The 6,146-nt window shown below is 72.1% G+C and carries 5 protein-coding genes; 3 read left to right on the forward strand and 2 right to left on the reverse strand.

The genetic code is table 11. The features are described from left to right. Positions 1-88 precede the first annotated feature (88 nt). Together VR44_RS31995 and VR44_RS32000 are read left to right on the forward strand one after the other, a co-directional pair. Entirely contained in the window at positions 89-1,489 is a 1,401-nt protein-coding gene (locus tag VR44_RS31995) for an Asp-tRNA(Asn)/Glu-tRNA(Gln) amidotransferase GatCAB subunit A (RefSeq protein WP_045951129.1), read from the forward strand. A 28-nt stretch (positions 1,490-1,517) separates the two neighbouring features. Then, positions 1,518-2,084 (forward strand): TetR/AcrR family transcriptional regulator, encoded by a 567-nt coding sequence (locus VR44_RS32000; RefSeq protein WP_094192053.1) that lies wholly within the window; start codon positions 1,518-1,520, stop codon positions 2,082-2,084. Between the two features lie 82 nt (positions 2,085-2,166). Here the strand turns inward: VR44_RS32000 and VR44_RS32005 are convergent, their stop codons facing one another. Together VR44_RS32005 and VR44_RS32010 are read right to left on the reverse strand one after the other, a co-directional pair. Continuing rightward, the gene (locus tag VR44_RS32005; RefSeq protein WP_045951130.1) at positions 2,167-2,940 is read right to left on the reverse strand and encodes an SDR family NAD(P)-dependent oxidoreductase; all 774 of its coding nucleotides are present in this window, start codon (positions 2,938-2,940) and stop codon (positions 2,167-2,169) included. 70 nt (positions 2,941-3,010) lie between these two features. After that, positions 3,011-4,651, reverse strand: a complete 1,641-nt coding sequence (locus tag VR44_RS32010; protein ID WP_045951131.1) for an ABC-F family ATP-binding cassette domain-containing protein — start codon at positions 4,649-4,651, stop codon at positions 3,011-3,013. Between the two features lie 334 nt (positions 4,652-4,985). On the opposite strand from VR44_RS32010, the gene VR44_RS32015 reads away from it, so the two are divergent. After that, on the forward strand, positions 4,986-6,146 hold a 1,161-nt coding region (locus VR44_RS32015; RefSeq protein WP_045951133.1), incomplete at its 3' end, for a hydroxymethylcytosylglucuronate/cytosylglucuronate synthase.

Raw genomic sequence — 6,146 nt, forward strand, 5'->3', positions numbered from 1 at the left:
ATCCAGTCCGTCGTCTCCGTCCTGCGGGAACTGGACTTCGCGGACACCCCGCCCGCCATCGCCTACCGAGCCGAAGTGGAGAAGAACGATGCAGCCGTATGAACTGTCCATCGCCACAGCGGCCGAAGCGATCCGGGCGCGCGAGCTGTCCCCCCTCGAGCTGGTGGACTCCGTGCTCAACCGCCTGGAGCAGGTGGAGCCGCAGCTTCAGGCATACGTCTCCGTCGGGGCCGACGCGGCCCGCCGGGCGGCCCGCGATGCCGAACGGGATGTCGCCGCCGGCCGTCTGCGAGGCCCGTTGCACGGCGTCCCCATGGGGCTGAAGGACCTCATAGACGTCGCCGGCGCGCCCACCACGGCAAGCTCCCGGGTCCGCACCGGCCACCGGGCCGAGACCGACAGCACGGTCGCCGCCCGCCTGGCCGCCGCCGGCGCGGTCCTGCTCGGCAAGACGCACACCCACGAGTTCGCCTACGGCCTGACCACCCCGCAGACCCACAACGCCTGGGACCGGGGCCGGGTCGCCGGCGGCTCCAGCGGCGGTTCCGCCGTCGCCGTCGCCGCGGGAGCGGCGACCTTCGCCCTCGGCACCGACACCGGGGGATCGATCCGGGTGCCCTCCGCGCTCAACGGGGTCGTCGGCCTCAAGCCCACCTACGGCCTCGTCCCCCGCCACGGCGTGACGTCCCTCTCCTGGTCGCTGGACCACGTCGGCCCGATCACCCGCACCGTGGAGGACGCCGCCCTGGTCCTTTCCTCCCTGGTCGGCCACGATCCACGCGACCCCGCCTCCCTGACCGCACCCCGCCCCCAGTACCGGCCGAACGGCACCACGGACCTGACGGGCCTGCGCATCGGCGTGCCGCACAACTACTACTTCGACCACGTCCAGCCCGAGGTGGAGGCCGCCGTCCGCCTCGCCACGGCCGAGCTCGAGGGCCTCGGAGCGCAGCTCGTCGAGGTCGAGATCCCGATGACGCGCTACGTCCAGGCCACCCAGTGGGGCCTGATGGTGCCCGAGGCCACCGCCTACCACGAGCGCACCCTGCGTGCCGTCCCCGAGCTCTACCGGGACGACGTACGGATCCTGCTCGAAGCCGGCGAGTTGATGCCGGCCGGGGACTACCTGCGCGCCCAGCGCTCGCGCACCCTCATGCGGCAGGCCTGGGCCCGCCTGCTGGAAGACGTCGACGTGATCGCCGCCCCGACCGTCCCGGCCACCGCGGTGAAAGCGCACGAGGAAACGATCACCTGGCCGGACGGCACCGTCGAGGCGGTGTCCGATGCCTATGTGCGCCTCTCGGCCCCCGCCAACATCACCGGGATGCCCTCGCTGTCCCTCCCGGTCGGCCACGACACGGCGGGCCTGCCCATCGGCATGCAACTCCTCGGCCGCCCCCTCGGGGAGCGGGAGCTCCTGCGCGTCGGCCACGCCTACGAGCAGACCCGACCCGCTCGCCCCCTGGCCACAGCCCAGACGACCGCTTGAAGCATCAAATTTGCTTTAAGCTGGTCCCATGAGCCGAAAGACCATGGTGCGCCCCGGAGGGCGCAGCGCCAGGGTGCAGGCATCGGTGCACGCCGCGGTGCGCGAACTCGAAGCCGAGGTGGGCCGCGAAGCCCTCACGGTCCCGCTCGTGGCCGCGCGGGCCGGAGTCACCCCGTCCACGATCTACCGCCGCTGGGGCGACCTCCAGGAGCTGATGTCGGACGTGGCGGTCGAGCGGCTAAGGCCCGAGACGGCGCCGGAGGACAAGGGCAGCCTCAGGTCCGACCTCGAGGCGTGGGCCGAGCAGTTCCTGGAGGAGATGGCCGCGCCCACGGGCCGCGCCTACATCCGCGACGCCCTGCTCGGCGACCCGGACGGCAGCAACGCCGGCCAGTGCTCGGCCTACGCGGCCGAGCAGATCGAAGTCATCCTCGCCCGCGCGGCCGACCGCCAGGAAGACGCACCCGACGCCGAGACGATCCTCGACCGCGTGGTCGCGCCCACGATGTACCGCATCCTCTTCCGCCCCGAAGGACTCGACACCACGTACGTCCACCACCTGCTGGCCGGCCTCCTCGCGCCGAACGACCACTGACCGAGGTCGCCAGGACCTGCCGCAAGGGCGTCTCCCGACCTCGGCGCAGCCGTCCCCGGAACCAAGCACGAGAGCCGACCGGCTACCACGTCGTCAGGAATCCGCCGTCGATGGTGATGTCGGATCCGGTGACATTGCCCGTCCGGTCGCTCGCCAGCATCAGCACCACGTCCGCGACCTCGGCTGGTTTCGAGAACCGACCGGTGACCGTGGCACCGGCGGCCTGGGCCGCCACCTCCCGCGGCGTCATACCGGTCGCCCGTGACACGGTGGCGGCGACGCCATCACCGGCCAGCCACAGGTCGGTCTCGACCGGACCGGGGCTGACCGTGTTCACGCGGATCCCACGGCCGCCCACCTCTTTGGACACGCCTTTGGAGAAGTTCGCCAGTGCCGCCTTGCCGACGGAGTAGTCGATCACCATCGGGTCCACGGAGTTGACCGAGCAGATGTTGACGATCGACCCACTGCCCCTCTCCAGCATCAGCGGCAGCACCTCCCGGGTGACGCGCACCGCTGCGAACAGGTTGAGGTTGATCGCCTGTTGCCACTGCTCGTCGGTGACACCGAGAAATCCACTCGGCCGGGCGGAGGCCGAGCCCACGTTGTTCACGAGGACGTCGATGCGGTCCCCGGCCGCTGCGACGAGCCGCCTGGCTCCCCCCGCCTCGGCCAGATCCACCCGCACGAGGCGGACGCCGCCGCGCTCGACCAGTGCGTCGAGCTCAGCGGAGGAGTGACGTGCGCCGGCCACCACCAGGGCGCCCTCGCCCGCCAGGGCCCGCACGATCGCGAGGCCGATACCCCGGCTCGCGCCCGTCACCACGGCCACGCGGCCTTCCAGTCCGAGATCCATGGTGATGTCATCGACCAAGACCGGCACGCACTTGAGGCTCGGCCCAGATGAGGTCGGTGGCGTAAGGAGGTCAGCCGCGGACGCGGCTGACCCGGCCCTCGTCCCACACCGGTTCGTCCGTCTCCACCACCCGGCCGTCCTCCCGGAAGACCAGGAACCGGCTGAACACCCGGGCGAACCACCGGTCGTGGGTGACGGCCACCACCGTGCCGGTGAAGCCGGCGAGGGCCTGCTCCAGGGCCTCGGCCGAGATCAGGTCGAGGTTGTCGGTCGGTTCGTCCAGCAACAGCAGGGTCGCCCCGGCCAGTTCCAGCAGCAGGACCTGGAAGCGGGCCTGCTGTCCCCCCGAGAGGGTCTCGAAGTTCTGCCGGCCCGCGCCCGCCAGGCCGTAGCGGCTCAGGGCCGACATGGCGCCCTGGAGGTCCAGCCCGGGGCGGTCGCCCTCGCCGGCGCCGAGGATGTCGGCCGGGGTCCGGCCGGCCCACTCCGGGTGCCGGTGCGTCTGGGCGAAGAGCCCGGGCCGGACGCGTGCTCCCAGCCTGCACTCACCCGTGTGGGCCACGGTTCCGGCCGTGTCGAGGGAGACCTCGTCCAGCAGGCGCAGGAAGTGGCTCTTGCCCGATCCGTTCGAACCGAGCACGCAGACCCGGTCACCGAAGAACACCTCCAGGTCGAACGGCCGCATCAGTCCGCTGAGTTCGAGGTTCTTGCAGGTGATGGCACGGATGCCGGTGCGGCCGCCGCGCAGGTCCGGCGCGACCCGCTGCCGGCGCGGCGGTGCGGGCGGCGGCCCGGCCGCCTCGAACTTCGCCAGCCGCGTCTGCGCCGCGTGGTACCGGGAGGCCATCTCGTCACTGATGGAGGACTGCTGACGCAGGGTCCGCACCAGCTCCTTGAGCTGGTCGTGCTTCTCGCTCCAGCGCTGGCGCAGCTCCGCCGCCCGCTGCCAGCGGGCCTCACGGGCCTCGCCCCAGGTGGCGAACCCGCCGCCGTGGGTCCAGGCCGTTCCGCCCTCCAGCGTCACGACCTGGCCGGCCGTGCGGCTCAGCACCTCCCGGTCGTGGGTGATCAGCAGCACCCCCTGCCGGGTCTGGGTGAGCTGCTCCTCCAGCCAGCGCTTCCCCGGAACGTCCAGGTAGTTGTCCGGTTCGTCCAGCAGCAGCAGTTCGGCCGGACCCCGCAGCAGGGCCTCCAGGACGAGCCGCTTCTGCTCACCGCCGGACAGCGTCGTCACCTCACGGAACTGCGCGACCTGGAACGGGACGCCGAGCGCGGCGACCGTCACCGTGTCCCAGAGCACCTCGTGGTCGTATCCGCCGGCCTCGCCCCAGTCCACCAGCGCCTGGGCGTAGCGCACCTGGGTGCGCTCGTCGTCGGCCTCCATCATCGCGAGTTCGGCCGCGTCGAGGGCGGCGGCCGCCGTCCGCAGGGGCTGCGGGGCGACGGTGAGCAGGAGGTCCCGGACGGTGCGATCGTCGCGCAGGCTGCCGATGAACTGCGGCATGACGGCGACGGCGCCCTGGCTGCGGAACGACCCCCGCTGCGCCGGGATCTCGCCCGAGAGGGTGCGCAGCAGAGTCGTCTTGCCCGCACCGTTGTCGCCGATGAGCGCGACGGTCTGGCCTGCCGGAACCCGGAACGAGACATCGCTGAACAGCTCGCGTCCATCGGGGAGGACGTGCCCCAGGGAAGCGGCTTCGAGGTAGCCCATGGGAGGAGATGCTAGCGGCCGGATTCCTCGGGGGCGATTCGATAACGACGGCCCGACTGGCGGGATTTCGACCTTGTGGCGCATATCCAATTGCTTTTCACCGGCTGTCGATTATGCGACTGATCAGGCTATTCACTCGTCGGTTTCAGGGCTGCGGCGATTCCTTGCAGCATGCACCCGCATGCGGAATGGTGGTGCTCGACGAGGACTTCGGGAAGCGTTCGCCGATCCCTCTGCGGGCGGCCGTGTCTGCGTGCGTGCGGATGCGTGTGCCACGCCCTCCTCCTCTTTCCCGGTCATGCCCTTCACCCCACCGAAATACGAGAGTCAGCCGATGCCGCCCATCCCCGCACTGAACTCCGCGACTCCTTCCGATCCCCCGGGCGCTGCCACCGTCGCACTCGTCGGGGCGGAATTCGGATGGGGAAGTTCGGGAAAACTGAGCGCGGTGCTCTCCGCGCTGCGCGACCGGCCGGCGCCTCCCCTGCGATTCGTCGGAATGGGATCGGGACTGGGCCGCCCCCTGCTCGCCGAACACCCGGTGGACGGCTGGTACGACCTGCCGGACGACCCCGGCCGAGCCGGCCCCTGGGTCGCGGAGTTCGTACGGTCACAGGGGGTGCGGGCCGCCGTGGTGGTCCTGGACGGCGCGGCCGCGAGGGCGCTGCTGGCCGCCGGGGTGCCCACCGTCTTCGTCGACAGCCTGCCCTTCCTCTGGTCCGAGGGCGACCGGGCCGCGCTGCCACTGGACGCGACCGTGTACTGCGCCCAGAAGAGCGTCGAGCTGCCGCCCGAGTGCCGGAGCGTGCTCGCCGACGCCCGGGGGCTGCGCTGGGTCGAGGCGGTCATCGCCCGGCCCCGTGCCGCGCAGCCGGAACGGGGAGCCCCGCGGAGTGCGGGCCGCCCGTACCGCAGGGCACTGATCAGCCTGGGCGGTCTGCGCGCGCCGAACCTCCTCGCCCCGGAGCACTACCCGCGCCTGGTCCTCCCGGCCGCCCTGGAGGCCCTCGCCGCCCACGGGGTCGAGGAGGTGCACATCGCCGGCAACCTGCCCGGCGGCCTGGTCGGCGGCCTCGTCGACTCCTGCGCCGCCGCGCCGCGGACCACCGCCGGCCCGCTGGGGCACGGCGCCTTCCTGGAGCGGCTGGACGCCTGCGACGTCCTGCTCACCTCACCGGGACTGACCACCCTGCTCGAAGCGGGCGGGCTGGGGGTCCCCACCGTCTGCCTGCCTCCGCAGAACCTCAGCCAGATCTTCAACGGCCGGTACCACAGCCAGGCGCTCGGGGCCCGGCTGCGGGTGCTCTGGCCCAAGGAGGTGCTCGTCGAGGACGAGGTGCTGGCGCTCCGTGCGAAGGGCGAGGACCACGCTCTGGAACGGATCTACGGCGCCATCGGGGCGGCCGCTCGGGGCGATTCCCGGCAGGAGGTCGGCCGCGCGCTGCGCGAAGGTGTCCTGGACGCGCTGCGCCGCTCCGCCGGCGTCGGCGCCTGG

This window comes from Streptomyces katrae (assembly GCF_000966975.1).
GTDB lineage: Bacteria > Actinomycetota > Actinomycetes > Streptomycetales > Streptomycetaceae > Streptomyces > Streptomyces katrae.